This window comes from Spiribacter roseus, from assembly GCF_002813635.1.
Lineage (GTDB): Bacteria > Pseudomonadota > Gammaproteobacteria > Nitrococcales > Nitrococcaceae > Spiribacter > Spiribacter roseus.
On the sequence record NZ_CP016382.1, the window covers coordinates 817638 to 841902 of the forward strand.

General features: G+C 66.2%; 27 protein-coding genes and 1 tRNA gene. 13 read left to right on the forward strand and 15 right to left on the reverse strand.

Annotated features, from left to right (window positions below):
* Window positions 1-9: 9 nt before the first annotated feature.
* Together mfd and BBH56_RS04050 are read left to right on the forward strand one after the other, a co-directional pair.
* Complete coding sequence (gene mfd, locus BBH56_RS04045) at window positions 10-3480, forward strand: transcription-repair coupling factor (RefSeq protein WP_148122738.1); 3471 nt, start codon at window positions 10-12, stop codon at window positions 3478-3480.
* The gene (locus BBH56_RS04050; RefSeq protein ID WP_148122028.1) at window positions 3477-4076 is read left to right on the forward strand and encodes a CsiV family protein; all 600 of its coding nucleotides are present in this window, start codon (window positions 3477-3479) and stop codon (window positions 4074-4076) included. Before mfd ends, BBH56_RS04050 begins: the two co-directional genes overlap by 4 nt.
* On the opposite strand, the gene BBH56_RS04055 is transcribed toward BBH56_RS04050, so the two are convergent.
* From BBH56_RS04055 to BBH56_RS04065, 3 genes are read right to left on the reverse strand one after another with little or no spacing between them, the layout of a single operon-like run.
* Window positions 4073-4648: a hypoxanthine-guanine phosphoribosyltransferase gene (locus tag BBH56_RS04055; protein ID WP_198515259.1), complete on the reverse strand. Its 576-nt coding sequence runs from the start codon at window positions 4646-4648 to the stop codon at window positions 4073-4075. The genes BBH56_RS04050 and BBH56_RS04055 overlap by 4 nt on opposite strands.
* A 45-nt stretch (window positions 4649-4693) precedes the next feature.
* Complete coding sequence (gene nagZ / locus BBH56_RS04060) at window positions 4694-5701, reverse strand: beta-N-acetylhexosaminidase (protein WP_148122029.1); 1008 nt, start codon at window positions 5699-5701, stop codon at window positions 4694-4696.
* Window positions 5701-6186, reverse strand: coding sequence for a L,D-transpeptidase (locus tag BBH56_RS04065; RefSeq protein WP_110882837.1), 486 nt, complete (start codon window positions 6184-6186; stop codon window positions 5701-5703). The genes nagZ and BBH56_RS04065 overlap by 1 nt, the downstream gene beginning before the upstream one ends.
* A 76-nt stretch (window positions 6187-6262) precedes the next feature.
* Between BBH56_RS04065 and gpmA the strand changes: the two genes are divergently transcribed.
* Window positions 6263-6961 carry a 2,3-diphosphoglycerate-dependent phosphoglycerate mutase gene (gpmA, locus tag BBH56_RS04070; protein WP_148122030.1) on the forward strand — a complete coding sequence of 233 codons (699 nt, stop codon included), beginning with the start codon at window positions 6263-6265 and terminating at the stop codon, window positions 6959-6961.
* Window positions 6958-7431, forward strand: a complete 474-nt coding sequence (moaC, locus tag BBH56_RS04075) for a cyclic pyranopterin monophosphate synthase MoaC (RefSeq protein ID WP_148122031.1) — start codon at window positions 6958-6960, stop codon at window positions 7429-7431. The genes gpmA and moaC overlap by 4 nt, the downstream gene beginning before the upstream one ends.
* Here moaC and BBH56_RS04080 read toward each other — a convergent pair.
* The 3 genes from BBH56_RS04080 to BBH56_RS04090 form a co-directional block, all read right to left on the reverse strand.
* Entirely contained in the window at window positions 7428-7760 is a 333-nt protein-coding gene (locus BBH56_RS04080; RefSeq protein ID WP_110882834.1) for a 4a-hydroxytetrahydrobiopterin dehydratase, read from the reverse strand. The two genes, moaC and BBH56_RS04080, sit on opposite strands and share 4 nt — an antisense overlap.
* A gap of 84 nt (window positions 7761-7844) precedes the next feature.
* Window positions 7845-8669, reverse strand: coding sequence for a nucleoside triphosphate pyrophosphohydrolase (mazG, locus tag BBH56_RS04085; RefSeq protein WP_148122032.1), 825 nt, complete (start codon window positions 8667-8669; stop codon window positions 7845-7847).
* The gene (locus tag BBH56_RS04090; RefSeq protein ID WP_148122033.1) at window positions 8666-9358 is read right to left on the reverse strand and encodes a glutathione binding-like protein; all 693 of its coding nucleotides are present in this window, start codon (window positions 9356-9358) and stop codon (window positions 8666-8668) included. Before BBH56_RS04090 ends, mazG begins: the two co-directional genes overlap by 4 nt.
* Window positions 9359-9385: 27 nt before the next feature.
* Here BBH56_RS04090 and ispG point away from each other — a divergent pair, with 27 nt between their 5' ends.
* Window positions 9386-10627: a flavodoxin-dependent (E)-4-hydroxy-3-methylbut-2-enyl-diphosphate synthase gene (gene ispG / locus BBH56_RS04095; protein WP_144347298.1), complete on the forward strand. Its 1242-nt coding sequence runs from the start codon at window positions 9386-9388 to the stop codon at window positions 10625-10627.
* 14 nt (window positions 10628-10641) lie between these two features.
* On the opposite strand, the gene fdxA is transcribed toward ispG, so the two are convergent.
* The 4 genes from fdxA to BBH56_RS04115 are packed head-to-tail and all read right to left on the reverse strand — an operon-like array spanning window position 10642 to window position 13931.
* Window positions 10642-10965 (reverse strand): ferredoxin FdxA, encoded by a 324-nt coding sequence (gene fdxA, locus BBH56_RS04100; RefSeq protein ID WP_148122034.1) that lies wholly within the window; start codon window positions 10963-10965, stop codon window positions 10642-10644.
* Window positions 10962-11444: an Rrf2 family transcriptional regulator gene (locus BBH56_RS04105; RefSeq protein WP_110882827.1), complete on the reverse strand. Its 483-nt coding sequence runs from the start codon at window positions 11442-11444 to the stop codon at window positions 10962-10964. The genes fdxA and BBH56_RS04105 overlap by 4 nt, the downstream gene beginning before the upstream one ends.
* A gap of 16 nt (window positions 11445-11460) precedes the next feature.
* Window positions 11461-12282: a bifunctional hydroxymethylpyrimidine kinase/phosphomethylpyrimidine kinase gene (gene thiD / locus BBH56_RS04110; RefSeq protein WP_148122035.1), complete on the reverse strand. Its 822-nt coding sequence runs from the start codon at window positions 12280-12282 to the stop codon at window positions 11461-11463.
* On the reverse strand, window positions 12279-13931 hold the full coding sequence (locus BBH56_RS04115) for a class I adenylate-forming enzyme family protein (protein ID WP_318262604.1): 1653 nt from the start codon (window positions 13929-13931) through the stop codon (window positions 12279-12281). The genes thiD and BBH56_RS04115 overlap by 4 nt, the downstream gene beginning before the upstream one ends.
* Between BBH56_RS04115 and BBH56_RS04120 the strand changes: the two genes are divergently transcribed.
* Window positions 13887-14735, forward strand: coding sequence for a TatD family hydrolase (locus BBH56_RS04120; RefSeq protein WP_198515260.1), 849 nt, complete (start codon window positions 13887-13889; stop codon window positions 14733-14735). The genes BBH56_RS04115 and BBH56_RS04120 overlap by 45 nt on opposite strands.
* Here BBH56_RS04120 and dusA read toward each other — a convergent pair.
* A complete protein-coding gene (gene dusA, locus BBH56_RS04125) occupies window positions 14671-15639 on the reverse strand; it encodes a tRNA dihydrouridine(20/20a) synthase DusA (protein ID WP_318262605.1) in 969 nt (322 codons plus the stop codon). The genes BBH56_RS04120 and dusA overlap by 65 nt on opposite strands.
* A 101-nt stretch (window positions 15640-15740) precedes the next feature.
* Here dusA and BBH56_RS04130 point away from each other — a divergent pair, with 101 nt between their 5' ends.
* The 3 genes from BBH56_RS04130 to BBH56_RS04140 all read left to right on the forward strand — a co-directional run bounded on the left by BBH56_RS04130 (window position 15741) and on the right by BBH56_RS04140 (window position 16936).
* The gene (locus BBH56_RS04130; protein ID WP_246085264.1) at window positions 15741-15968 is read left to right on the forward strand and encodes a glutaredoxin family protein; all 228 of its coding nucleotides are present in this window, start codon (window positions 15741-15743) and stop codon (window positions 15966-15968) included.
* Window positions 15965-16546 carry a L,D-transpeptidase family protein gene (locus BBH56_RS04135; RefSeq protein ID WP_318262606.1) on the forward strand — a complete coding sequence of 194 codons (582 nt, stop codon included), beginning with the start codon at window positions 15965-15967 and terminating at the stop codon, window positions 16544-16546. The genes BBH56_RS04130 and BBH56_RS04135 overlap by 4 nt, the downstream gene beginning before the upstream one ends.
* Before the next feature lie 120 nt (window positions 16547-16666).
* Entirely contained in the window at window positions 16667-16936 is a 270-nt protein-coding gene (locus tag BBH56_RS04140; protein WP_157809086.1) for an Lpp/OprI family alanine-zipper lipoprotein, read from the forward strand.
* 47 nt (window positions 16937-16983) lie between these two features.
* On the opposite strand, the gene BBH56_RS04145 is transcribed toward BBH56_RS04140, so the two are convergent.
* On the reverse strand, window positions 16984-17967 hold the full coding sequence (locus BBH56_RS04145; RefSeq protein ID WP_318262608.1) for a L,D-transpeptidase family protein: 984 nt from the start codon (window positions 17965-17967) through the stop codon (window positions 16984-16986).
* Between the two features lie 132 nt (window positions 17968-18099).
* Here BBH56_RS04145 and BBH56_RS04150 point away from each other — a divergent pair, with 132 nt between their 5' ends.
* The gene (locus BBH56_RS04150) at window positions 18100-18639 is read left to right on the forward strand and encodes a hypothetical protein (protein ID WP_157809087.1); all 540 of its coding nucleotides are present in this window, start codon (window positions 18100-18102) and stop codon (window positions 18637-18639) included.
* A gap of 105 nt (window positions 18640-18744) precedes the next feature.
* Here the strand turns inward: BBH56_RS04150 and BBH56_RS04155 are convergent.
* Together BBH56_RS04155 and BBH56_RS04160 are read right to left on the reverse strand one after the other, a co-directional pair.
* Window positions 18745-18834, reverse strand: a tRNA-Ser gene (locus BBH56_RS04155).
* 43 nt (window positions 18835-18877) lie between these two features.
* Window positions 18878-19897, reverse strand: a complete 1020-nt coding sequence (locus BBH56_RS04160; RefSeq protein ID WP_404828060.1) for a quinone-dependent dihydroorotate dehydrogenase — start codon at window positions 19895-19897, stop codon at window positions 18878-18880.
* Between the two features lie 86 nt (window positions 19898-19983).
* Here BBH56_RS04160 and BBH56_RS04165 point away from each other — a divergent pair, with 86 nt between their 5' ends.
* Both BBH56_RS04165 and BBH56_RS04170 read left to right on the forward strand, forming a co-directional pair.
* Entirely contained in the window at window positions 19984-20751 is a 768-nt protein-coding gene (locus BBH56_RS04165) for a ParA family protein (protein WP_148122040.1), read from the forward strand.
* The gene (locus tag BBH56_RS04170; protein WP_148122041.1) at window positions 20748-21230 is read left to right on the forward strand and encodes a DUF6231 family protein; all 483 of its coding nucleotides are present in this window, start codon (window positions 20748-20750) and stop codon (window positions 21228-21230) included. The genes BBH56_RS04165 and BBH56_RS04170 overlap by 4 nt, the downstream gene beginning before the upstream one ends.
* A 4-nt stretch (window positions 21231-21234) precedes the next feature.
* On the opposite strand, the gene BBH56_RS04175 is transcribed toward BBH56_RS04170, so the two are convergent.
* On the reverse strand, window positions 21235-22086 hold the full coding sequence (locus tag BBH56_RS04175; RefSeq protein ID WP_148122042.1) for an alpha/beta hydrolase: 852 nt from the start codon (window positions 22084-22086) through the stop codon (window positions 21235-21237).
* 107 nt (window positions 22087-22193) lie between these two features.
* Between BBH56_RS04175 and BBH56_RS04180 the strand changes: the two genes are divergently transcribed.
* Window positions 22194-24263, forward strand: coding sequence for a carboxy terminal-processing peptidase (locus tag BBH56_RS04180; protein ID WP_148122043.1), 2070 nt, complete (start codon window positions 22194-22196; stop codon window positions 24261-24263).
* The last annotated feature ends 2 nt before the right edge of the window (window positions 24264-24265 follow it).

The following is a 24265-nucleotide window of genomic DNA, read 5'->3' on the forward strand; positions in this document are numbered from 1 at the left end:
CGCATATTCATGGCCCTAACCGATCCGCTGCTCATCCACAACGACCGACCCGTGCGCGCCGGCGACCGCCAGGACTGGCTGGGTCTGGCCGGTGATGCGCGGGCACTCGCCATCGCCGAGACCGCCCAGCGGCATGACAGCGCCCTGCTGCTGATCACGCCCGGCATGGTCGAGGCCGAGGAACTGCGCCGCGGACTGCGGTTTTTCGGTGTCGATGACATTGAGCTGATGCCCGACTGGGAAGTCCTCCCCTACGACATCTTCTCGCCCCATCAGGACATTACCTCCGAGCGCCTGCGGGCCCTGCACCGTCTGCCCCGCAAAACTCAGGGTGTGGTGATCGTGCCGGCGGCGACGCTCATGCAGCGCATCGCGCCGCCGACCTTCCTCGAGGCGACCGTGATCCGGCTCGCCACCGGCCAGTCCCTCAACCTCGAGGCGATGCGCACATCGCTGCAGGCAAGTGGCTACCGCTGTGTCTCCGAGGTGCTCGAGCATGGTGAGTTCGCCGTTCGCGGGGCGATTCTCGACCTCTATCCGATGGGGGCCGAAGCCCCCTATCGCGTCGATCTGTTCGATGACGAAATCGACACAATCCGCCGCTTCGATCCGGAGACGCAGCGCAGCATCGACCGGCTCGAAAATGTCGAGCTGCTGCCCGCCCATGAATTCCCCACCGATGAGGCGGGTATCCGGCACTTCCGGCGCGAATATCGGGCCCGCTTCGAGGGCGACCCGACAGCGAGTCCCATCTACCAGTCGGTCAGTGACGGCCACATCCCCAACGGCATTGAGGCCTACCTGCCGCTTTTCTTCGAGTCGACGGCGACGCTGTTTGACTACCTGCCGGCCGGCACGCTGGCCATGCGCGTGGGCTCGGTGGATGACCAGCTCGAGTCGGAATGGTCGCAGATTGGCGAGCGCTACGAGCAGCGCCGGCATGATCGCGAGCGCCCGCTGCTCACCCCGGACGAGCTCTATCTGTCCCCGGACGCCGTGCGCGAGGGGCTGAATCACCGCGCGCAGGTGGCGCTGCCGGTGGAGACCGGGCGGACGGCCACGCATGGCCGCGATCGTGCGCTGGCGGCCCGGGCGTTGCCGGATCTGCGCAGCACGCCCGGGGATGACAGCGGGATAGCCGCACTGCGGGCGTTCATCGAGCGGTTCGAAGGTGGCGTGCTGCTGACCGCCGAGACCGCCGGCCGGCGCGAGGCCTTTCGCGAGCGTCTGCAGGCCGCTGGGCTGCAGCCCCGGGAAGTCGGTGACTGGTCCAACTTTGTCGCCGAGCAGCCCGGCCTGGCGTTGACCGTCGCGCCGCTGGATGAGGGCTTCAGCCTGCCCGATGCGGGCCTCGCCGTCGTCCCCGAATCCGCCCTGCTCGGTGAGCGTGCGGAACAGCGCCGACGGCGCAAGCATTCCCCGGACCGCGACCCCGACGCCATCATCCGCGACCTCACCGATCTGTCGATCGGCGCACCGGTAGTCCACGAACAGCATGGCATTGGCCGCTACCAAGGGCTCCAGACACTGGCGGTGGATGGCGTGCAGACCGAATTCCTCACCCTTGAGTACTCGGGGGGCGACAAGCTCTATGTCCCGGTGGCGTCGCTGCATCTGATCAGCCGCTACACCGGCGCGGATGACGAGGCGGCGCCCGTCCACCGACTCGGCAGCGGGCAGTGGGAGAAGGCCCGCCGGCGCGCCGCCCAGAAGGCCCGTGATGTGGCCGCCGAACTGCTCGACATCTATGCCCGGCGTGAGGCGCAGCAGGGCGAGCCGCATGTCGTGCCAGCGGACGATTACGCGCAGTTCGCCGCGCAGTTTCCCTTTGAAGAGACCCCTGATCAGCAGACCGCGATTCATGCTGTCCTGCAGGATCTCCAGCAGTCCCGGCCGATGGACCGCGTGGTCTGTGGTGATGTGGGCTTTGGCAAGACTGAAGTCGCCATGCGCGCGGCGTTCGCGGGCATCCAGTCAGGCCGCCAGGTGGCCGTGCTGGTGCCCACGACGCTGCTCTGCCAGCAGCATTATCAGAACTTCATCGATCGATTCGCGGACTGGCCGGTCCGCATCGAGCAGCTCTCGCGGTTTCAGTCCGCCAAGGCGCAGGCGAAGACCCTTGAAGCGCTCAACGAGGGTCGGGTCGATGTGGTCATTGGCACCCATAAACTGCTCCAGCAGTCCGTGCGCTTCAAGCGCCTGGGGCTGATGATCATTGACGAGGAACATCGCTTCGGGGTGCGTCAGAAGGAGGCACTCAAGCGGCTGCGCGCCAACGTGGACGTCCTCACCCTCACCGCCACGCCCATTCCCCGCACTCTGAACATGTCGTTGGCGGGGCTGCGGGATCTGTCGATCATCGCGACACCGCCGGCGCGGCGGCTGGCGGTCAAGACCTTCGTCAACGAATGGGATGACACCACGATCCGGGAGGCCTGCCTGCGCGAGCTGCATCGTGGGGGGCAGGTGTACTTCCTGCACAACGATGTCGAGAGCATTCAACGGGCGGCCGAGACCCTCGGCGAGCTCCTGCCCGAAGCGCGCGTCGCGATCGCCCACGGACAGATGCCCGAGCGTGACCTCGAGCGGGTGATGCTCGACTTCTACCACCAGCGCTTCAATATCCTGGTGTGCAGCACAATCATCGAAAGCGGCATCGATGTGCCCACCGCCAACACCATCATCATCAATCGCGCCGATCGCCTGGGTCTGGCTCAGTTGCATCAGCTGCGTGGCCGGGTGGGTCGATCCCACCATCGGGCCTACGCCTATCTGATCGCGCCGCCCCGACGCAGTCAGACCGCCGATGCGGTGAAGCGCCTCGACGCGATTGCGTCGCTCGAAGACCTGGGCATCGGCTTTGCCCTCGCCAGCCACGATCTGGAAATCCGCGGCGCCGGTGAACTGCTCGGCGAAGGCCAGAGCGGACAGATCCACGAGGTGGGCTTCAACCTCTACAGTGATCTGCTCGACCGCGCCGTGAAGTCCCTCAAGGCCGGCAAAGAACCGGCCCTGGAGGCCCCCCTGGAGCAGAGTGCCGATGTGGAGCTGCATATCCCCGCCCTGCTCCCCGAGGACTACCTCCCGGATGTGCATACCCGGCTGGTGATGTACAAACGCATTGCCAATGCCGAGACCGGCGAGGCGCTGCGCGAACTGCAGGTGGAAATGATCGATCGTTTCGGGCTGCTGCCCGAACCCGCGCGCAACCTGATGGAGATCGCCCGAATCCGCCAGCAGGTACAGGCGATGGGCATCACCCGCTTTGAAGTGGGCCCCGGCGGCGGTGTGGTGCAGTTCGGCGATGCGCCGCAGGTGGATGCCGGCGCCCTGGTGCGGTTGGTCCAGGAGCAGCCCGCCATCTACCGGCTGGAGGGCCAGGAGCGGCTGCGCTTCAAGCGCGAAACCGAAACCGCCGCGGCACGGATCGAGCTGGTGGACTGGCTGCTGGAGGCCATGGCCATGAAGGAAGCGGCATGAATCGATCACTGCGTGCACTGACCCTGGCAGCCGCCCTGGCGCTGCCCGGTCCCACCGTGCTGGCGCAGTCACAGGCCCCGGCGGAGGCCGCTGACGAGCCGCCACGCTACGCGGTGGAGGTCGTCGTATTCAGTCAGCCGCCGGTGGACGGGGAGCGGGTCGAGGCGCCCGCCAGTGACCCGACGCCCCTGCCCCCGGCAATGGCGTGGCCGCTGCGCGATCCCGATGTCGGGCAGCTGGGGTATCCACGCCTGCCCGTCGCGGATGAGACCCTCGGCGCCGCCGCGCGGCGCATTGATGGGACGCCGGGCTACAAGGTCCTCTGGCATGGCGGCTGGGATCAGCCCGGAGTCGGCGAGGATTCGGCCCAATGGGTGGCCCTGCCGCGGATAGAGTCAATGCCCGGATTCGATGGCATTATCCAAGTCTATCGCGAGCGCTTTCTCCATGCCCGGGTTGAGCTGCGTCAGACGCCCGACCCCGAGACGCACTGGACACTCAGCCAGAGTCGGCGCTTGCGCGGCGACAACCCCCACTACTTCGATCATCCGGCGCTTGGGGTGATCGTCCGCGTCGAGCGCATCGAAGCGGATTAATCCTCATCCTCGGGATGGGCGGCATAGATTGCGTCGACGTTGCGCAGATAACCCTTGTAGTCCATTCCCGAGCCGAACACGTAGCGCTCGGGCACGGTGAGTCCGACATAATCCGCGGCCAGTCCCGGCACCCGGGCGGCGTTCGGTTTGTCGGCGAGAACGGCCGTGTGAACCGATGCCGCGCCATGCTCGCGGCATTCGTCGATCAGGCCGCGGAAGGTGTGACCTTCGTCGAGGATGTCGTCCACCAGCAGGACGTGCCGATCGCGCAATGGCGTCTGCGGCCGCGCGAGCCAGACCAGTTCCCGCCCGGTGGTGGTCTTGTGATAGCGCGTCGCGTGGATATAGTCGATCTCCAGCGGGAAGTCGAGGCGGTTGAGCAGACGCCCCATGGGCACGATAGCGCCCGTCATCACGCCCAGCACCAGCGGCCGGGCGTCGGCCAGATCGGCACTGATCCGCTCACCCAGATGGTCCAGTGCCGTCTCGATGGCGGCGGCATCATGCAGGCATTCCGCCCGCTCGAGCACCCCGGCCAACTGTTCCGCTGTCAGTTCCACGCCCTGCGTCATCGTCATCGCTCCAGTGATTGATAACCCGCCAGTATAGCGGGCCCCCTACAGGGCCGCCAGCAACGATCGTGCCTGACGGTACTCGGCGCTGGCATGAAAACCCGCCAGATCGGGGCCATCGCGCCCCTGCAGACGCGCCAGGCGAAGGGCCGTGAGCGGATCGGGGCGCGGCAGACGCTCGAGGATCGGGTCGATCGCCCGGCCGGCGTTGCCGAACATCACCATGTCACACCCGGCCGCCATGGCGCGCCGCGCCCGCTCGAGCCGGTCGCCGACGGCCGCTGCCGCCGCCATTTCGAGATCATCGGTGAAAATGGCCCCCTGAAAACCCAGCGAACGCCGCAGATAATCGATCCAGGCCGCCGAAAACCCCGCCGGCTCGGCGTCGAAGGCCGGAAACCGCACATGCGCCATCATGACCGCCGCCAGTCCGTTGTCGATCAGGCGGCGAAACGGCAGCAGGTCGGCATGCACCAGGTCCGGCAGCGGGCGCGGGTCATCGACGGTCTGTTCGTGGGAGTCCGGCGCGGTACCACCATGACCGGGGAAGTGCTTGCCCACACACACCGATCCCGCCGCGCGCACACCGCGCTGCCAGGCAAGCCCGAGGGCCGCCACCGTCGCCGGATCCGCGCCAAACGCCCGGTCGCCAATGACCTGACTGACGCCGCGGTCCAGATCGAGCACCGGGGCAAAGCTGAAATCGACACCCAGCGCGCGGAGCTCGGCCGCCATCACCCAGCCAGCGGCGCGGGCGGTCTCGCGCGCCAAAGCCGGGGCGTCCGCGGCGGCGCGACCGAGGCGGCCGATGGCGGGCAACGGCGTCAAGCCCTCCCGAAAGCGCTGTACCCGACCGCCCTCCTGATCAACGGCGATGACCAGCGGGGGGCTGCGGAGCGCACGGATGGAGCGCGTCAGTTCAGTAACTTGAGCGGGGTTATCAAAGTTACGGCTGAACAGTAGGACGCCCCCCACCGCCGGGTGGCGGAGTCGCTCGCGCTCCTCACCGAGCAACTCCAGGCCTTCAACGCCGAGCATCAGTGGCCCGCGCATCACTGCGCCCCGATCCACACCGGCATGCCGGGCCGGCAGAGATCGAACAGGGTCATCACGGCGGCGCTGTGCAGCCGGATGCAACCGTGCGAGCGCGGCACGCCCATGGGCTCGGAATCCGGCGTGCCATGGATGTAGATCAGGCGGCGCTGGGTGTCGACGTTGCCCCCGCGATTGCGGCCGGGCTCCTCGCCGCACAGCCAGAGGATGCGGGTCAGGATCCAGTCACGCCGGGGATGGGCGCGGCGCAGCGCCTCGCTATAACACTCGCCGGTGGGCCGCCGCCCGACGAATACGCTTCCCGGGGCCGCGTCGGCGCCGATCATGGCCCGGATGCGATGCCAGCCCCGCGGTGTGCCGCCGCTGCCCTCACGCTCATCGGCGCCGGCCGCCGCCGTGGAAACCGGCAGCGTCAGTCGGGTACGGCCATCACGCTGTACCACGAGCTGCTGCTGCGGCAACGAAATCGCTATCCCTTCACGCATCGCGGATCCCTCTCTGCCCTGTCTGCAATGCTACCCTACCCGGCCAACGACAACGACGAACGGGGGCAAACCGACCATGCGACGTCTCATTCTGCTGCGCCACGGCCAGAGTGTCTGGAATCTCGAGAACCGCTTCACCGGCTGGCATGATGTCGACCTGAGCGATAAAGGCCGCGACGAGGCCACCGCCGCCGGCAGCTTGATGCGCGACGCCGGGATCCTGCCTGATGCCGTGTATACCTCGGTGCTCACCCGCGCCATCCGCACCGGCTTCATGAGCCTGGATGTGCTCGGGCGGCTGTGGATCCCGATGGTCAAGGACTGGCGTCTCAATGAGCGCCACTACGGCGCGCTCACCGGCCTCGACAAGGCGGAGACCGCCGAGCAGTACGGCGATGAGCAGGTGCATGTCTGGCGGCGCAGCTTTGCCACGCCACCGCCGGCACTGGCGGCCGACGACGAGCGCCATCCCCGCCACGATCCCCGCTATGCCGATCTGGATCCGAGTCGACTGCCCGCCACCGAGTCGCTCAAGGACACGCTCGCCCGGGTGCTGCCGTACTGGCGCAGCGATCTGGTACCCGCACTGCAGCAGTACCCGACGCTGCTGATCGCCGCGCATGGCAACAGCCTGCGCGCCCTGGTCAAGCACCTGGAGGGGATCTCCGACGAGGCCATCACCGGCGTCGAAATCGCCACCGGCGATCCGCTGGTCTACGAGCTGGACGATGACCTGGGCGTCTCGCGCAAGTACTCGCTGAGAGCGCCGGCGTGAGCGAGCTGCCTCATCTCAACGCCCACGGTGAGGCGCACATGGTGGATATCGGCGAGAAGGCCGCCAGCGACCGGGTGGCCATCGCCGAGGGTTGGATCCGGATGGCCGCTCCGGCGCTCGCCGCGCTGCAGCGGGGCGAACTGGCCAAGGGGGATGCACTGGCCACCGCACGAATCGCCGGGATCATGGCGGCCAAGCGCACGGCGGAGCTGATTCCGCTGTGCCATCCGCTGTCACTCTCGCGCGTCGAAGTCGCGCTCGACGTGGACACCGAGGCAGGTGCGGTCCGGGCCGAGGCCACAACCGCCACGCGGGGCGCGACCGGCGTCGAAATGGAGGCACTGACCGCGGTGCAGGTCGCACTGCTGGCGGTCTACGACATGTGCAAGGCCCTCGATCGCGGCATGACGATCGAGGGCGTCCGACTCATCCACAAACGCGGTGGACGGTCCGGCGACTGGTCGCGTTAGCCGTCGACGGCCTCGTTGACCTTGGCGGCATAGATGAAGTCGTTTTCATGCAGCCCGCCGATGGCGTGGGTGTGGATTTCGACCTCACACCAGCCATAGCCGAATCGGATGTCGGGGTGGTGGTCCTCCTGCTCGGCCACGTCACCCGCCTTATTGGCCACCGCCTGGGCCTTGGCGAAATCACCGGTCTTGAACAACCGGGTGATACGGGTGGCATCGTCGTTGAGCGTCCAGCCCGGCACATCCGCCAGATAACGCTCGGCGGCCTCACGGGTCATGGGATCGATTCCCCCCTGGCAGGGCGTGCAGTGTTTTTCGGTCAAACTCATGATGACTCCTTTGTTTCGCTCATGTTTAGCGGATCAGGGATCCGACCCGGCTATCAACCCTGACAACAACCGCTTGGGCCCTGTTCAGTCGGCGTCCGCGACACCCGGGCCGGGCCCGTCCTGCGCCTTCGCCTGCTGATAGGCCGATTCCAGTCGATCAAACCCGACGGTCTCGGGCCGCTCGTCCGCCGCCGCCAGGATCGCCTCAAGCCCGCGGAAGCGGCGCTCGAACTTGGCGTTGCCATCCCGCAAGGCCTGCTCGGCATCGACACCGATACGCCGCGAGAGATTGACGCAGGCGAGGAGCAGATCACCCATTTCCTCGTGGATATGGCGCTGATCCGGGGGTTGGTGGTCAAGTGCCTCCTCCAGCTCGGCGAGCTCCTCGCGCAGCTTGTCGATGACCTGGTGCGGCTCGGGCCAGTCGAAGCCCACCCGAGCCGCCCGGGACTGGAGCTTGCGACTGCGCGTGAGCGCCGGCAGGGCCAGTGGGACATCGTCCAGAGCGCCGGGAGGCGCCTCACCCGCGGCGCGGGCGGATCGCTCATCGGCCTTGATCGCCTCCCAGGTGGCACGCTGGCCGCTGGCGGTGGTCTCCTCGCGTCCGGCAAAGACATGCGGGTGCCGGCGGACCAGCTTGTCGGTCATGCCCCGGGCAATCGAGTCGAAGTCGAACCGTCCCGTCTCGCGGCCGATCTCGGCATAGAACACCACCTGGAACAACAGATCCCCCAGTTCATCGGGGATCGCCGCCGGATCGTCCCGTTCGATGGCGTCGGCCACCTCGTAGGCCTCCTCCAGGGTATGCGGCACGAGGCTGCGCAGATCCTGCTCACGATCCCAGGGGCAGCCGGCCACCGGGTCGCGCAGCTGCGCCATGACCGCCAGCAGTGCGTCGATCCCCCTCACCGTCGCTGGTACTGGCTGGCGCCGAAGAGCTGCTCTTTGGCGGCATCATCCAGTTGGGCAGGCCGGGAATCGGCGAGCACCGCCACCCCCCGCTGTACCGCCGGGCGTTCGCTGATGGCGTCATACCAGCGCTTGAGGTGGGGATAGTCAGTCAGCGACTGGCCCTGGTTGTCGTGCGGGCGGATCCACGGATAGCTCGCGATATCGGCAATGGTGTAGGTGTCCGCCGCCAGCCACTCGTGGTCGGCGAGACGGCGGTCCATGACCGCGTACAGGCGGCTGGCTTCCTGGGTGTACCGGTTGATGCCGTAATCGATCCGCTCCGGTGCGTACTGCCGGAAGTGATGGGCCTGGCCCAGCATCGGCCCCAGCCCGCCCATCTGAAACATCAGCCACTCCAGTGTGTTATAGCGGGCTCTTGGCTCGGTCGGTAAAAGCATGCCGGTCTTTTCGGCCAGATACATCAGGATCGCTCCCGACTCAAACACGGAGATCGGATCGCCGTCCGGGCCCTGCGCGTCGACGATGGCCGGGATCTTGTTGTTGGGGCTGATGGCCAAGAAGTCCTCGGTGAACTGGTCACCCTGACCGATATTGATCCCGTGGACCGTGTAATCGAGCCCCAGCTCCTCGAGGGCGATATGGACTTTGTGACCATTCGGTGTCGGCCAGCTATAGACGTCGATCATGCGGTTTCCTTCCTTTATGATGGCGATATGAACGAGATACCCGGATATCACAGGCGCTACAGTGTGCCGGTCAAGGTCGGCAACGTCACGGTCGGCGGCGATGCCCCGGTGGTGGTGCAGTCCATGACCAATACCGACACGGTGGACGAGATCCGTACGGCCATCCAGGTGGCGGATCTGGCACGCGCGGGTTCCGAGCTGGTGCGCATCACCGTGAACAACGAGGACGCCGCGCGCGCCGTCCCGCGGATCCGCGAGCGGCTCGACGACATGGGCATCGACGTGCCCCTGGTGGGCGATTTCCACTTCAATGGTCATCGTCTGCTGCGCGCCGTGCCCGCCTGCGGCGAAGCGCTGGGCAAGTGGCGCATCAACCCCGGCAACGTCGGCAAGGGCAGCCGTCGCGACCCGCAGTTCACAGAGATCATAGAGCTGGCGCGCGACATGAATCGGCCGGTGCGGATCGGTGTGAACTGGGGCAGCCTCGACCAGGACCTGCTCTCGCGGCTGATGGACGAAAACGCCCGCCGCGCCGAGCCCAAGCCCCCGGAGACGGTCACCCGCGACGCAGTCGTGGTCTCGTCGCTGGAGAGTGCTGAGCGGGCCGAGGCCATTGGCCTGCCCCACGACGCCATCATCATCTCCTGCAAGATGAGTCGGGTGCAGGACCTGATCAGCGTTTATCAGGACCTGGGCGCGCGCTGCGACTACCCGCTGCATCTGGGTCTCACCGAAGCGGGAATGGGCTCCAAGGGCATCGTCGCATCCACCGCCGCGCTGTCCGTCCTCCTGCAGCAGGGCATTGGCGATACGATCCGCATTTCGCTCACCCCCGAGCCGGGTGGCGACCGGACCCAGGAGGTGGTGGTCGCCCAGGAGATCCTCCAGACCATGGGGCTGCGCAGCTTCACCCCGCTGGTTGCGGCATGCCCCGGCTGTGGCCGCACCACCAGTACTTACTTCCAGGAACTGGCCGACGAAATCCAGACCCATGTCCGCGATCGCATGCCCGAGTGGCGCGATCGCTATCCGGGCGTCGAGTCGATGAGCCTGGCGGTGATGGGCTGCGTGGTGAATGGGCCCGGCGAAAGCCGTCAGGCGGACATCGGTATCAGCCTGCCGGGCACCGGCGAAAAACCGGTGGCGCCCGTCTATATCGATGGCGAGAAGACGGTCACGCTCAAGGGCGACGCCATCGCCGATGAGTTCAAGAAGATCGTCGAGGACTACGTCGAACGGCGCTACGGCCTGACGACGGAGGATCGCTAGGCCCGCCCGGCGGCCTACTCCTCGATCTGGTCGCGCTTGTCGGTCACCGACTCCCAGTCTGCGGCGTCGGCGGGCGCCTCCTCACGACGGTTGATGACCGGCCACTGCTGGGCCAGGCGGGCATTGAGGGCGATGAAGTCCTCCTGATCGGCGGGTACCTCATCATCCGGATAGATGGCATCCACCGGGCACTCCGCGACACAGACCGCGCAGTCGATACACTCCTGCGGGTCGATGACCAGCATCGTCGGCCCGCCATGAAAGCAATCCACCGGACAGACCTCGACACAGTCGGTGTAGCGGCAACGCACACAGGATTCGGTGACCACGTAGGTCATGCCTGCGAACCCCCGATGGGCTGCTGGCGCGTGGAGAGCGCACCGCAGACGTCACAGCGCCAGCTGCCACCCGCATACTGGTCAAGCAGCGCCTCACGGACGTCCGGGCGGGCCGCAAAGTCCGCCAGGGTGATGCCATTGAGGAAGGTCTCGATGCGCTCGGCCAGTCCCGCCCAGAGACGCTGATCGAGCGCGGAGGTAGCCCGCCGGGGGCCGCCCTGCCCGTCCATCAGCGTGATGACCTCGCCCATGGCGATCGACTCGGGCGACCGACCCAAGCGATAACCGCCCCCGGGCCCGGGTGTCCCGCGAACCAACCCGGCCCGGCGCAGTTTCCAGAAGATCTGATCAATGTAGGACATGGAAATGCCCTGGCAGACCGAGATCTCAGCCAGCGGAACCGCCCCGGCCTGGTTGTGCACCGCCAGGTGCAACAGGGCACTGACGGCATAACGGCTTTTTGCGGAGAGTCTGATCATGATGCCATGGTAACCGCTATCGTCCTGTTGGAGTCAGCCCGAAGGCCGCCACGGTGTGGGCGTGGTTGACCGGTCCATGCCCTGCTCCCAGCGGGTGGGCAGTGGCCAGGGCCCGCTGTAGATAATCCCTGCCTCGATGGACGGCATGGGCCAGCGGGAGTTCCCGACCCAGGCCTTCGGCGATGGCCGACGCCAGCGTGCAACCGGTGCCGTGGTCGCTGCGGGTGTCGATGCGGGCATGCTCGAGGCGCTCGCAGCCATCGGCGGTGGCCAGCACATCGGTCAGCTGCCCGCCGCCAAGATGCCCCCCTTTGAGCAGCACGGCCTCGGGCCCAAACGCCAGCAGCGCCCGCGCGGCATCTTCCATCTCGCCGACGTGATCGATGGGCCTGCCCAGCAACGCCGCCGCCTCCGGCAGATTTGGGGTGATGAGCCGCGCCTGCGGCATGATCGCGCTGCGCAGACGGGCCATGGCTCCCTCGCCCACCAGCCGCGCACCGCTCTGCGCCACCATCACCGGATCGACGACCCATGGGACATGCGCCGCGCCGCGCTGCAGCTCGTCGGCCACCGCATCAATGACGGCGTCATCGTGGAGCATCCCGGTTTTCACACAATCCACCCCCAGATCCGATACCACCGAGCGGATCTGCTCGCGGATGAAGGCCGGCTCGACACCGACCACACCCTGAACGCCGCAGGTGTTCTGCGCCGTCAGTGCCGTGACGGCGGTCATCGCATAACCGCCCAACGCCGTGACGGTCTTGATATCGGCCTGGATGCCCGCCCCTCCACCGGCGTCCGAGCCGGCGATGATCAGGATGCGCGATGGATTCATGAAAGGGCCCCCGGGGTCTGCTGGTCGTATTGGTGTCGAGCGGCCTGACGATCGAGTTTGCCGGCGCCAGTCCGCGGCAGCTCACCGACGGCCTCGATGAGGGCCGGGTGCTTGAACCGGGCAAGCCGGCCGTGCAGCCATTCACCGACTTCATCGGTGGGCACGCGACCGGGACCGGTCACCCACGCCACCGGCCGTGCGCCCCAGTGCGGATCGGGCACGCCGAACACCAGCGCAGCGGTGACCGCGGGGTGCTGCAGCAGAGTGCTCTCGACCTCCTCGGCCGCGATGTTCTCGCCGCCACTGACGATGACGTTGTCCATCCGACCGACGATGAACACACGCCCCGCGGCATCCTCGCGGGCCAGATCGCCGCTGCGGATCCAGCCATCCGGGGTCCAGCGCGCTGCCGTGGCGGCCGGGTCGTCGAGGTAGCCATCGAAATCGTGGGGACTGCGCAACTGCAGCTCGCCCGGTGTATCCACCGCCACCGGCGTCAGACGCTCGGGGTCGACGATGCGGTAGTCGGTGTGAAAGAAAGCGGTCCCGATACTGGCGCGGTCAGTGGCGGTCATCTCGTCGGCGCGGCCATCGGAATTGACGAAATTGGAGGGCCCCGCCTCGGTCAGGCCGTAGGACTGGCGCACGGTGATGCCACGCTCGAGAAACGGCGTCATGCTGGATTCCGAACAGGCGGCGCCCGCCGTGGTGATGGCCTCCAGCGAAGTGAGCGGGTGGTCGGCAAAACCGGGACTGGCCGCGAGTGCCTGGAGCATGGCCTCGACGGCACCGAAATGGTTGATGCGCTGCTCGTCGATGGCGCGCAGGACCGCCGGCGGATCGAAGGCATCCGGCATCACGACGCAGCCGCCGGCATAGAGAATGGGTAGAACCGTATTCCAGCCACCAATATGGAAAAGCGGGAACAGCACCAGCTCGCGGCGCTGCGCCAGCGCGCCATCCGCAGCCACCATCAGTTCCACGGCGTTCCAGACCATCTGCCGATGACTGACCTCGCAGATCTTCGGCAGCCCGGTGCTGCCGCCGGTGTGCACGCGCAGGCAGGGGTCGGCCAGTGCCAGGGGGCGATTGACGGGTTCCGAGCGCTGCCGGGCCAGGGCCTGCTCGGCTGGGCCGCTGGCGGCCCCAAAGCGCAGCCAGGGACGCTGCTGGGCCCGTCCTTCCAGCGTAGCGGCGAAGTCGGCCAGCGCCTCGTCCACCACCAGCCACGCCGGGTCGAGCCGGTCGACCAGCGCGGTGGCCTCGCCGGCGGTCAGACGATGACTGACCGGGGCAATGATCACTCCGATCTTGCCCGCCGCCAGAAACAGTTCTACGGCTTCGAGCCGATTGCGGGTGATCAGCACGATGGTGTCACGGCCATCCAGCCCAGCTTCATCCCGCATCCAGCGTGCCCACAGGCGGGCGCGATCGTCGAGCTGCTGATAGGTCAACCGACGGCCACTGCCGGGGTCGATCAGCGCAGTCCGTTCCGGCGTCAGGGCGCGGCGGCGTCCACTCCAGTCGCCGACCCAGCTCATCGGCCGATGGTCCATCCCTTCATCCATGTTCATCATCACCCGAAATTCCAGCAGAATGCGGCCATGCAGTACAGTGACCTGATTGATATTGGCGTCAACCTCACCCACGCCCGCTTTGATACCGATCGCGCTGCAGTGATCGAGCGCGCCATCGGCGCCGGCGTGAACGGCATGGTCCTCACCGGCGTCAGCCTTGATGAGTCCCGCGCCGCGATGGCGCTGGCCGCCCGCCACCCGGGCTTCATGGCCGCGACCGCCGGTGTTCACCCCCATCATGCCCGGGACTGGTCCCATGCCAGCAGTCAGGCGCTGGCGACGCTGCTGGATGCCCCGTCCACGGTCGCGGTCGGTGAGACCGGGCTGGATTATAACCGCGACTTTTCACCCCGCACGGATCAGCGCGCCGCCTTTGAAGCACAGCTGCGCCTGGCGGTGGATCACCAGCGCCCGGTGTTTCTGCACCAGCGCGATGCCGAGGACGACTTTCTCGCCATCCTCAGGGACCACCGTGCCGCCCTGCCGGGCGCGGTGCTGCACTGCTTTACCGGTGACGTTGCCATGATCGAAGCCTGCTGCGCGCTGGATCTGCATTTCGGCATCACCGGCTGGGTCAGCGACGAGCGACGCGGCGCGGCCCTGCGCGAGGGGGTGGCAGAGATCCCCGCCAATCGCCTGATGGTCGAGACCGACGCGCCCTTCCTCCTGCCGAAGCCGGTGCGCCAGCCGGCGGTCAAACGACGCAATGAACCGGCTTATCTGCCCCATGTGGTGGACGCGGTCGCCGCGCTTCGCGATGAGTCGCCCGCCTGCCTCGCGGCCTGGGCCAGCGCCAACGCCCGGCGGTTTTTCAGCCTGCCGACACCGGCGTCTCACCCACCGCCTGATGCCGCGCCGCCAGCGCCTGATCGATGACCTCGGGGCCGGCACCCGTCACCGCGCTCCCCTCACTCAGCGCCCGTCGCCAGATCCGCGCCCCCGGCAGCCCCTGGAACAGCCCCGACAGGTGACGGGTGAAGCGCGTGACCGGCACCCCGTCGCGCCAATGTCGGGCGACGTAGTCCCGGTAAGCACGCGCCACCGCTTCGCGTTCGGGCGGTGGGGTCCCCGCCTCGCCGAAAACCCGGGCATCGGCCGCCGCCAGCAGCCAGGGATTATGGTAAGCCTCGCGCCCGATCATGACCCCATCCAGCCGGTCCAGCCACGAAACCGCCGTATCCAGGTCACGGATGCCGCCGTTGAGCACAATCGGCAGCGCCGGGAAATCGTCTTTGAGCGCACTCACCCGGGCATAGCGCAGCGGCGGCACTTCGCGGTTCTGTTTGGGCGACAGGCCCTGCAGCCAGGCCTTTCGGGCATGCACCGTGAGTCCATCACAGCCCGCCGCGACGATCGCGGCGACGAACCCCTGCAGGGCCGCGTAGTCATCCATGTCATCGACGCCGATCCGCGATTTGACGGTCACGGGTAGCTGCGTGGCCTCGCGCATGGCGGCGACCAGCTCACCGACCAACTGCGGCTCGCGCATCAGACAGGCGCCAAAGCGCCCTGACTGGACGCGGTCGCTCGGGCAGCCGACGTTCAGGTTGACCTCGTCATAGCCCCACTCGCTGGCCAGTGCCGCGCCGTAAGCGAGCTGGGCGGGATCGCTGCCACCGAGCTGCAGCGCGACCGGCGCCTCGGCCGGATGACCCTTGAGAAAGCGCTCGGCACGCCCGTACCAGAGGGCCTGGGCGGGGACCATCTCGGTGTACAGAAGCGTCCGCCGCGTGATCAACCGCAGCAGGTAGCGACAGGCGGGGTCAGTCCAGTCCATCATTGGCGCCACACTGAGCGCTCGACCCGGCGTAGTGCGCATCGACGGGCGCGACGCGCTATGATCGACACTGACTTCAGGATTGCGGATACGCGATGTCATTGGTGCGATTTTACACGACTTCCGGCTGTCATCTCTGCGACCAGGCTCTGGCGCTACTCGATCCAGTGGCCCGGCGCCGTGGCCTGCGCATCGAGTGCATCGACATCATGGACGACCCCGCCGCCGAGGCCGCCTACGCAACGGCCATCCCGGTGGTGGCATGCGATGCCCGCGAGGGTGTGCTCCGGTGGCCCTTCGATACCGCCTCGCTCTACCGGTATCTCCCATGATCGCATTACCCGGGCTGCGGCGGCGCGCCATGACCCTGTTGCTGGTTTTCGGTCTTGTGGTGTGCGGCGCTGCCGGTGCCTCGTCCGCACCCCATTCGGGGATCTGGGTGCACGTGGATACCCGCGACGGGATCACCGAGATCCGGCGCGGCGACGAATCCATCCTGCGACTCGAGGAGATCGCGTTCGGCCGCGGTGGGATATCCGACCTGCATCTGAATGGCGATGGGACGACACCCCGCGGCGAATACCGCATCACGCACTTCAATCAGGAAAGCCGTTTCCACCGTTTCATCGGCATCAACTATCCGACACTGCGCCATCTCGACCGGGCCCGCGCCCGGGGCAGGATCAGCGATGAGGCCTATTGGGACACCCTGGATGCCGGTCTGCGGATGGGGCGGTTCCCCCAGGACGGGCCGCTCGGGGGGCACATCGGTTTTCACGGAATCGGTAACGGCGATCACCGCGTGCACCAGGCATTCAATTGGACCCAGGGCTGCGTTGCCATGACCAATGCGCAGATCGAAACGCTCATGGATTGGGTGCGCGTCGGCACCCCCGTCATCATTGAGTGAATCGCCGGGGGTTGAAAGTCGATGAACGGCGCGCAATCATGCGGATGACATTCGAGGCGCGAAATCGCTGGTGATGTCGCGACCGGAATGATGACTGTACAAAAACGAAGGAGTTTTCCAATGAGCCAGACCCTGAAGACCATGCTCAAACTCAGTGCCGCCGCCGCATCGATGGGGCTGCTGGTGGGCTGTGCGTCGCAGACCTCGATTGACGACCTGCAGGCCGAAATCGACGACGTCCGCGGCCTCGCCGACACGGCGATGGATGAGGCCAGCACGGCTATGATGACCGCCGAGGGTGCCGAGACCTCCGCCGCCAACGCCAACCGCAAGGCCGACGAGAACAGCGAGAAGATCGATCGCATGTTCGAGGAGTCGATGTACAAGTAAGCCCGTTTGCAACGGACTGAACCAAACCCCGCTAATGCGGGGTTTTTTTATGGCCGCTTCAGATTAAAGCCAGCCACTTCGTCACGGCGCGAAATCCGTGCCGGCATTCCGTCGGCCGTTTCAATGGCGCGCGCCAGCCGCTGATGGTCAACGCGGTCGGCCCGCCGATCGAGCACCGGGGCAATCGCCTCCACGGCCTTTTCCATCGGCGGGGGTTTCATGGGGTCGTAGGCGTTTTCGGCCTCCGCCGGCAGGACCGGATGGGCCTCGATGAGCAACCCGTCGGCCGCCCAGCCCGCTTTCACCGGTTGATTGACGATGCGCACCGAGGCACCCGACGGCAGTCGATTGAACAGCGACTCCACGTCCTCGGGAAACATCCGAATGCAGCCATGGGTCACACGCATGCCGATGCCGCGCGGCTCATTGGTGCCATGGATGAGATACGCGCCACCGGGGATGTCGAGGCGCATCTTGTGCCGACCCAGCGGATTATCCGGGCCTGGCGGCACGGCATCCGGCAGAGGACGTCCCTGCTCCCGGCGCTCGGTGAGAATCGACTGCGGCGGAAACCAGTACGGGTCTTCGGTTTTCTCGGTGATCCGGGATTCGCCGAGCGGTGTGCTCCAGTCCATCCGCCCGACACTGATGGGATAGGTTTCCACCACCGCCTGCTCCACCTCTTCGGCATCAGGATAGTAGTAGAGACGCATCTCGGCGACATTCACCACCACCCCGTCGCGCTCACCGCGGGGAAGAATATAGCGACTGGGGATGACCACCTCGGTGCCCTCACCGGGCAGCCAGACATCCACCGAGGGGTTGGCACGGCGCATCTCCTCATACCCGATGCCGTGTTCCCGCCCAAGCGACAGCAGCGTATCGCCGGCTTCGGCTTCGATGCGCTGGACCTGTCCAACGACGTCGGTACCGGCCGGTGGCAGCGGGAAGGTCAAGCCGGTGACCGCCGGGGAAAGCACCAGGCATCCCAGCATGCAGCCTGCCTTGACGATTGAGCGCACACGCCTCATTGCGGTCATCCTCAGTTAATTCAGTGGCAGTCTACCGTAGGAAGAAGGCCTACAGGGGTTCGCTTTGCCCGACGATTGAGTGATAATGGAGACATGACGGGCAAGTCCATGACAATGCGGGGATTCGGAGCATTGGCACTATGCATTGCCATGGCGGCTCCAGCCTATGCGCAACCCGTCGACTGGCAGTTGGCGCCATCGGCCGGTCAGGAGCTGACTGCGCATCTCAATGAGCGACTCGATATCCAGTTTGGCGTGACCCACTCCGGCACGCCATCAGAGCGCCCCGCCTCATCCGGGTTCGGTGCCCTCAGCGACGAGTTCGCCTTCTCGGCACTGGTGGACTGGTCATTCAGCGACGAGGGCCTGCGCATGCGCGGCGGCGCTCGCTACGGCGACCAGGATCCGGCAAAGGATAGCTGGCAGTTCTCCGCGATCGAGCGGGAAAACATCCAGACTTATCTGGGGGTTGGCTGGGACAGCAACTTCACCGACGACGAGCGTTTCGGATTATCGCTGGACATGGGGCTTGCCTTTGAAAGTGTCCGTGGCACCGACACGGTGGAGGGCGACACGCCCCGGAATCTTTCCGATCAGACCGGACTGGGCAGCATGTTCGAGAGCCTTCGCTACACCCCGAGCGTATCGGCGGGACTCGAATACCGCTTCTGATCCAGCGGCAGCGATTGGTCGAACCCCGTCTGCTTGGCTCCGGGGGTTCGAACCCCAGGTCCAGTCAGATACGAAAACGGGCCCTCTCGGGCCCGCTTACGTATCTGGCGGAGAGGGAGGGATTCGAACCCCCGGAGCCCGTTAGGACTCAGCGGATTTCAAGTCCGCCGCAATCGACCACTCTGCCACCTCTCCAGCGGCTCGAATTGTCCATTGGCGAGCGACCGAGGGCAAGCCCCTAAGCACCTGGCTCCGCGTCGCGGATTGCTCGGGCGGCGTTCCGGATCAGTGCGGGGCCCTGATAGATCAGCCCCGTGTAGACCTGGACAAGATTGGCTCCCGCCTGGATCTTCTCCACCGCATCCTCACCGGACATGATCCCTCCGACTCCGATGATCGGCAGATCCGGGCCGGCATGCGCGCGCACGGTGGCGATGACCTCGGTGGCGCGCTGCCGCAGCGGGCTGCCACTCAGACCACCGGTTTCCGCCGCATGCCGGGCGCCGGCAACGGCGCTGTGGTCAACGGTGGTGTTGGTGGCGGTCAGCCCATCAACCCCCGCGGCGAGCAGCGCGTCAACCAGCCAGCGCAGGGCATCGTCGTCCAGATCCGGGGCAATCTTGACCACCAGAGGCACCCGACGCCCAGTGGTGGCGTTCAGGGCATCGGCGCGCTCGCGCAATATCTGAACCAGTCCGGTCAGGTTTTCGCCGGCCTGAAGCGATCGCAGCCCGGGCGTATTGGGTGACGACAGGTTGACGACGACGTAGTCGGCGAGGCCATGCACCGCTTCCAGACAGGCCAGGTAGTCATCGGTGGCGCGCTCGAGGGGCGTGTCCCGGTTTTTGCCGATGTTTACCCCGATCGGCACATCGACCTCGGGGGCCGCATCCTCGAGGTGGCGGATCAGCGCGGCCAATCCCTCGTTATTGAACCCCAGCCGGTTGATCAGTGCCTGGTGAGCCGGGAGACGGAACACCCGGGGCGCCGGATTGCCGGGCTGCGCCACCGGTGTCACCGTGCCCAGCTCAATGAAGCCGAATCCGAGCCCCGCAAGGCTGCGGATATGATCGCCGTTTTTGTCCAACCCGGCGGACAGTCCGACGGCATTGGCGAATTCCAGCCCCATCAGCGACTGCGGCGCCTCGACACGCGCCGGAAACAGTCGCCCGCCACCCAGACGAAACAGCTGATCCAGTGAGCCAAAAGTCAGGTCATGCGCCCGTTCGGGGGGTAGCATGAAAAGCAGACGTCTCACGGCACTGAACATAATGGCCCTCGACCCGGGTGATGGAGGTGCCTAGACTGGCACAACGGAGCGTCAATCATAGCAGGAGTGCTTGCATGCGTCGGGTGATCTTCAACCAGAAAGGCGGGGTCGGGAAATCGACCATTACCTGCAATCTCGCCGCCATGGCCGCTCGCCGCGGGTTGCGGACACTGGTGATCGATCTCGATACCCAGGCGAATGCCACGCACTATCTGCTGGGCGAACAGCCCGCAGACGCCGACGACACCATTGCCGGTTATTTCGAAGATACGTTGAGCTTTCGGATCTATCCCCGCGATATTGAGAGCGTTTCCCACCCTACTCCCTACAAGAATCTGGCTGTGGTGGCCGCCCATCCCAGCCTCGAGACCCTGCAGGGTCGGCTGGAGTCCCGCTACAAGATCTACAAGCTGCGGGAGTCGCTGGCGGCATTGGCGGATTACGACCGCATCTACATCGACACCCCGCCGGCACTCAATTTCTATACACGCTCGGCGCTGATCGCCGCCGACCGGTGCCTGGTGCCATTCGACTGCGATGCGTTTGCCCGGCAGGCCCTGGATGAACTCTCGGCAACGGTGGATGAGCTGAGGATGGACCACAATCCGGAGCTGACGATCGAGGCGATCATCATCAACCAGTTTCAGGCGCGGGCCCGACTGCCGAGGGAACTGGTGGACGAGCTACGCGCGCAGGGTTATCCAGTGGTCGAGCCCTTCCTGCCCGCCTCGGTCAAGGTGCGCGAATCCCATCAGGCCCGGCGCCCACTGACGGATCTGGCGCCGCGCCATAAGCTGACGACGGCATTCGCCGAACTCCACGACCAACTGGAGGCGCAGTGAACGCTCCCCTCGACGCCACCCTCGAGCAGGTCCGCTCAACGTTGGACGGCGGTTTCTCCAATGGCGCACTGGTGATCACTGACGATGACGCAATGGCATCGCTCGCCACCGGCACCGACATGCTTGTCCTGAGCGCGCGCCGGGCGGACGAGCGCCGGGATCACCTGCCACAGGTCGACCTGGCGCTGGTCGATGCCGAGGCGGGCTTCACCGACGAGGCCAGTGCCGTTCAGCTGATCAGCCGACTGCGTGACGTGCAGGCCGTGCAGGTGCTCGTCATCGGCCCACGGCAGTCACCCACGCTGATGGGCCGCCAGCAGCTGATCGGTCTGGGGTTCCGGCGCTGGGCCACCACCGGCGAGGGCGACGAACGGCGGCGCTGGTACGAGTTCAGCCTGGCCGATTACAAGGTCACGCCGGACTGGCTCAATGCCCGCCACTGGGCCAATCCGGAGCTGTGGGACCGGTACCGCTGGTAACCGCCTAAGCCAGCGCCTGACGATCCAGCCAGCCGATGACGGCATCCGCCGCCCGCTGCCAGCCCGGCTCGATCATCAGGGCGTGGGCAAGGCCCGGGACGGTTTCCCAGCTGGCGTCCCAGACATGGGCCACGGCGCGGGTTTCAGACTCATTGAACAGTGCATCCTCCCCGCCGGCGATGACATGCATCGGACAGTCCGCCCGACACAGCGTCGGCCGACCGCTAGCGTGGACGTTCATGTCCCACAGGGCGCGCTGGGACTCGCGCTGTACCCGCTCGGCATAGCCGCTCAGGTCCTGCTCTGCGGCGGATTTGGAGAACACGGCGCGCTGGGCTACCTCGGTGTCCATGCTGTCAGGGCCGAAGAACTGCATCATGCCGAACTGCAGATACAGCATCGGATCGCTCACCAGCATGCGCAGCGTCGAGGGCATCAGGCCGTGGGGCGGGACCGGTGCCATCAGCACGGCCGCCGCGACCGGCGCACGCTCCATGTACCGCTGTGCCACCAGGGCCCCCATGGAATGGCCGACCAGAATGGGTGGCGGGCCGTCCAGTCCATCAATCACCGTACTGAGGTCATTGACGTAATCATTGATACCAGCGCTGTCGAGGCGCTCGAATCCCTCACTCCCGCCGTGTCCACGGAAGCTCGGAGCGACCGCATGAAAGCCGTGACGGGCAAAATAATCGAGGAAATGCGCCTGCCAGGACCAGGCGCCCATGAACGCGCCATGGGCGAACACGATGGGCGTTTTCCGCGCAGCGACGCCGGCGGGCGGCCGCTGGCTGAGGACTTCGAGCTGCAGTTCGGCGGTCTGGGCCCAGTTGGGCCAGCGAAAATCGGCGTACATCGGTTCCCCCTTTGTCACGGAGTCGATACGCTACCAGAAATCGTTGAATTTTCGTGCAGGCTCACCTGTCAGACAATAATCGCCATCGACCCGATCAAGGTGAACCATTGAGATATGCCAATCGACTGACAGGCGTGTTCGCCGGACTGATCCTGTCCGCCGCCCCCGCCGGACTACTGGCGGCTGAGCCAATCGAGCCGGGCGCGATCCAGCAGGAATCCGCCCAGGTCGTCAATCAGCTGCTTTCCCGTTACCACTATAACGACCGCGCCAGCGGTGATGACCTGTCCCGGGCGGCCTACGAGGCGTACTTCGATGCCCTCGACCCACAGCGTTATTACTTCACCCGCGAGGACATCGACGCCTTTGCGGGTCGCCGCACCCGCCTCGACGACGAGGTCAGTACCGGCCGGCTTGAAACCGCCTACGCGATCTTCGAGCGCTACCGCGAACGTGTCCAGGCGCGCAGCGACTATGCACTGCAGCTGCTCGATCAGGGGCTTGGCTTTGAGGGCGATGCCACCTTCCAGACCGATCGCTCCGAGGCAGACTGGGCGGCCTCGGAACAGGCCCTCGACCGCCTCTGGAAACGCCGCGTGACCCACGACGCGCTCAAACAGAAACTCAGTGGCCGTGACATGGACGCGATCAAAGAGTCGCTGCGCGGTCGCTACGAACGGGTGGCACGCACTCTGGACCAGTACGAAGCCGAGGACGTCTTCCAGACCTTCATGAGCGCCTGGGCCGGCGAGTACGACCCGCACAGCAGCTACATGTCGCCCCGCCGCTCCGAGAATTTTGACATCAACATGCGCCTCTCCCTCGAGGGCATCGGGGCGCTGCTTGGCAGCGAAGGGGACTTTGTCGAGATCGTCGAGCTCATCCCCGGCGGACCGGCCGCTCGTAGTGGTGAGTTGAGCGCTGGCGACCGCATCGTCGGTGTGGGTCAGAGCGCTGACGACATTGAGGATGTGGTCGGCCTGCGCCTCGGCGAAGTCGTGGACATGATCCGGGGGCCGAAGGATTCGCGGGTCCATCTGCAGATCCTTCCGCCATCAGAGGCCGCCGGCAGCACACAGGATACGATCACCCTGACCCGGAGCACCATTGAGCTCGAGGAACAGGCGGCTCAGGCAGAGGTGCGCACCGTTGAGCGTGACGCCGGCACCCGCCGCATCGGCGTTATCGAGATCCCGACCTTCTATGCCGACATCGCCGCGGCCAACGCCGGGGATAACGACTACCGCAGCACGACCCGTGATGTGCGCGACCTCATCGACAGCAAGCAGCTCGAGGGCATCGACGGGCTGATCATCGATCTGCGCGGCAACGCCGGGGGATCACTGGACGAGGCGGTGCGCCTGAGTGGGCTGTTTATCGATGACGGTCCGGTCGTGCAGGTGCATCGGCGCAATGGCGAACGACGGGTGCTTGACGATGAAACGGGCGATGCGCCGGCTTACGACGGCCCACTCGGCGTGCTGGTGGATGGTCGCAGTGCGTCGGCTTCGGAGATTTTCGCCGCCGCCATGCAGGACTACGGCCGCGGCGTGATCATGGGGGATCAGACCTTCGGCAAGGGCACGGTGCAGACCCTCATCAATCTCGACCGGTTCGGTGTCGGGAATGAGGACACCCGCAGTGGTCGGCTGAAGCTGACGATCGCCAAGTTCTACCGCATCAACGGCAACAGCACGCAGATGCAGGGTGTCACGCCGGATCTCGAAATGCCCTACCCGCATGGCAACGATGCCATGAGCGAGCGCGCAGCCGACAATGCCTTGCCCTGGGACACCATCCAGACCGCCGACTACCGGCGCATGAACCGACTCAATGGGATGCTCGGTGAACTGCAGCGGCGCCATGAACGTCGCCTGCGCGAAGCGCCCGCCTTACGGGCCGTCTCGGACGAGGCGCAGCGGATGCGCACTGCCCGCGAGGAGACCCGGGTCTCGCTCAATGAGGCGGAGCGACAGGCTGCCATGGACCGACAGGCCCAAACGCGCCTCACGGCGATCAACACCCAGCGCAAGGCCTACGGCCAGGAGCCGCTGGACGATCTCTCTGAGCTTGACCCGGAGGCCGTGCCGGACGTGCTGCTCGATGAAAGCGCCGAGATCATCGCCGATCTGGCCGAATTGCGGGCCGATGAGGGGGCACGGATTGCCGGTAACTGACC

What these genes read in the sequence shown, in the direction of transcription:
- mfd (WP_148122738.1), top strand. Translation starts at nt 10, where the DNA reads ATGGCCCTAACCGATCCGCTGCTCATCCACAACGACCGACCCGTGCGC.
- BBH56_RS04050 (WP_148122028.1), top strand. Translation starts at nt 3,477, where the DNA reads ATGAATCGATCACTGCGTGCACTGACCCTGGCAGCCGCCCTGGCGCTG.
- BBH56_RS04055 (WP_198515259.1), bottom strand. Translation starts at nt 4,648, where the DNA reads ATGACGCAGGGCGTGGAACTGACAGCGGAACAGTTGGCCGGGGTGCTC.
- nagZ (WP_148122029.1), bottom strand. Translation starts at nt 5,701, where the DNA reads ATGCGCGGGCCACTGATGCTCGGCGTTGAAGGCCTGGAGTTGCTCGGT.
- BBH56_RS04065 (WP_110882837.1), bottom strand. Translation starts at nt 6,186, where the DNA reads ATGCGTGAAGGGATAGCGATTTCGTTGCCGCAGCAGCAGCTCGTGGTA.
- gpmA (WP_148122030.1), top strand. Translation starts at nt 6,263, where the DNA reads ATGCGACGTCTCATTCTGCTGCGCCACGGCCAGAGTGTCTGGAATCTC.
- BBH56_RS04080 (WP_110882834.1), bottom strand. Translation starts at nt 7,760, where the DNA reads ATGAGTTTGACCGAAAAACACTGCACGCCCTGCCAGGGGGGAATCGAT.
- BBH56_RS04090 (WP_148122033.1), bottom strand. Translation starts at nt 9,358, where the DNA reads ATGATCGACGTCTATAGCTGGCCGACACCGAATGGTCACAAAGTCCAT.
- ispG (WP_144347298.1), top strand. Translation starts at nt 9,386, where the DNA reads ATGAACGAGATACCCGGATATCACAGGCGCTACAGTGTGCCGGTCAAG.
- fdxA (WP_148122034.1), bottom strand. Translation starts at nt 10,965, where the DNA reads ATGACCTACGTGGTCACCGAATCCTGTGTGCGTTGCCGCTACACCGAC.
- BBH56_RS04105 (WP_110882827.1), bottom strand. Translation starts at nt 11,444, where the DNA reads ATGATCAGACTCTCCGCAAAAAGCCGTTATGCCGTCAGTGCCCTGTTG.
- thiD (WP_148122035.1), bottom strand. Translation starts at nt 12,282, where the DNA reads ATGAATCCATCGCGCATCCTGATCATCGCCGGCTCGGACGCCGGTGGA.
- BBH56_RS04120 (WP_198515260.1), top strand. Translation starts at nt 13,887, where the DNA reads ATGCAGTACAGTGACCTGATTGATATTGGCGTCAACCTCACCCACGCC.
- dusA (WP_318262605.1), bottom strand. Translation starts at nt 15,639, where the DNA reads ATGATGGACTGGACTGACCCCGCCTGTCGCTACCTGCTGCGGTTGATC.
- BBH56_RS04135 (WP_318262606.1), top strand. Translation starts at nt 15,965, where the DNA reads ATGATCGCATTACCCGGGCTGCGGCGGCGCGCCATGACCCTGTTGCTG.
- BBH56_RS04140 (WP_157809086.1), top strand. Translation starts at nt 16,667, where the DNA reads ATGAGCCAGACCCTGAAGACCATGCTCAAACTCAGTGCCGCCGCCGCA.
- BBH56_RS04145 (WP_318262608.1), bottom strand. Translation starts at nt 17,967, where the DNA reads ATGAGGCGTGTGCGCTCAATCGTCAAGGCAGGCTGCATGCTGGGATGC.
- BBH56_RS04165 (WP_148122040.1), top strand. Translation starts at nt 19,984, where the DNA reads ATGCGTCGGGTGATCTTCAACCAGAAAGGCGGGGTCGGGAAATCGACC.
- BBH56_RS04175 (WP_148122042.1), bottom strand. Translation starts at nt 22,086, where the DNA reads ATGTACGCCGATTTTCGCTGGCCCAACTGGGCCCAGACCGCCGAACTG.